Here is a 1,902-nt window from a genome sequence, read left to right as displayed (position 1 = left end):
GGGGCTGTCTCAAAATAGAAAGTAATTTCTATTACGAGATGGCTCTTTTTTTTTCTGCAAATACAAAAGTGGATTCCGAGGAATCCACTTTTGGTGTATAATTTAAGCATGATTAATAAAAAAATTACACAAATTAATTATACCAAAAATTGCGAGGTTTATCAATTAGTTATTCCTATGGAAACAGGAATTTTGATACCCGAAGATGATTCTGTGAGACTGCTAAGCCAAATATTGGAGGAATTATATTATACGAAACTAAATGAGGCATACTCTTCACAAGGAAGAAATCCAGTAGTTGAACCGAAGATTCTATTTAAAATATTAGTTTATGCCTATATGAATGATATCTATTCAAGTAGGAAAATAGAGAAAGCTTGTAAGCGAGATATCAATTTCATGTGGCTATTACAGGGTAACCAGGTCCCTGATCATGCTACAATAGCTAGGTTTAGAAGTAAAAGACTTGTCGGTGCTGTAGATGATTTATTTAATCAATTTATTGAAAAGTTAAAAACCTACGGTGAAGTTGAATTTAAAAATATATTTATTGATGGAACGAAAATTGAAGCCAATGCCAATAAGTATACTTTCGTATGGAAGAAATCTACGGAAAGATTTAAAGCGAAGCTTCATGAAAAAATAAAGAAGATTGTCGAAGAAATAAATTTTGAGTTTGAGACAGAATACATAATTCCAGAGCCGAAGGCTGAAGTAACTTATCTTCAAGATATTTTAGATTTTCTAAATGAAAATAAGGAATTTAATAATATAGAATTTGTTTATGGAAAAGGAAAAAGAAAAACCAAAGTTCAGAGATTTATAGAAAGCATTTCAGAGGCTATAGAAAGACTAAATAAGTATGATAACTATAGCAAAATTTTTGATGGAAGAAACAGCTTTTCAAAAACTGATCAAGATTCAACATTTATGCATATGAAGGAAGATCACATGAGGAATTCGCAGCTAAAACCAGGATATAACATGCAAATAGGGGTGGAAGGTGAATATATTGTTGGGTTAGATATTTCTAGTGAAAGATCTGATCAATTGACTTTTATTCCATTTCTAAAAAAACTAAGGGAAAAATTATCACAAATATTCAATAGCGTAACAGCTGACGCTGGATATGAAAGTGAAGAAAACTATATGTATTTAGAATCCACTGGGCAAAACATATTTATAAAACCTCAAACTTATGAAAGCATGAAAAAAAGAAGCTTTAAAAATAATATAAGTAAGCGAGAAAATATGAATTATGATGAAATAAATGATGAATATACATGCCATAATAATAAAAAATTAAAGGTCATTGATAACAAGATAAGAAAGTCAAAGTCCGGATATCAAGCTAGTGTAACAGTTTATGAATGTGAGGATTGTGACGCTTGCCAGTATAAACCAAAATGTACAAAAGCAAAGGGGAACAAAAAACTATACGTATCTAAAAAATTTATACAAAAAAGATTAAAGTCATTAGAAAATATAACAAGTTCAGAAGGAATTATGTTAAGAACCAATAGATCAATTCAAGTTGAAGGTGCATTTGGTGTTTTGAAAGAAGATCATGGGTTTAGACGATTTTTAACTAAAGGAAAAATCAATGTGAAAACTGAATTTACTCTTTTATGCTTTGGATATGACATAAATAAATTTCACAACAAAATTCAAAATGATAGATGTAGAATTTTATTGCATGAAATAAAAGCATCTTAAAATTCAAAATTGTAAAATAACATTTTTAAATTAGAGGATTTAAAGATCTTCTTTTTGTGCTGTAAAAAAATAAAATAGCATTAAAAAAAAACATTAAAAGAGTAATTTTTTAATGTTTTTATTAAAATTAATAAGAAAAAAAGGCTATCTCTTAAAATGATTTTTTAATCATTTTGAGACAGCCCC

At 28.4% G+C, this 1,902-nt stretch carries 1 protein-coding gene; it reads left to right on the top strand.

What is annotated here, in order from left to right:
• The first annotated feature begins 108 nt into the window (after positions 1-108).
• Positions 109-1,716 (top strand): IS1182 family transposase, encoded by a 1,608-nt coding sequence (locus KPL37_RS19350; protein WP_216151701.1) that lies wholly within the window; start codon positions 109-111, stop codon positions 1,714-1,716.
• Positions 1,717-1,902 lie beyond the last annotated feature (186 nt).

Origin of the sequence: Clostridium frigoris (assembly GCF_018861865.1) — a bacterium.
GTDB classification, from domain to species: domain Bacteria; phylum Bacillota; class Clostridia; order Clostridiales; family Clostridiaceae; genus Clostridium_AD; species Clostridium_AD frigoris.
The sequence above is the reverse complement of the archived record's forward strand: the minus strand, read 5'-3'. Positions and strand labels throughout refer to the sequence as shown.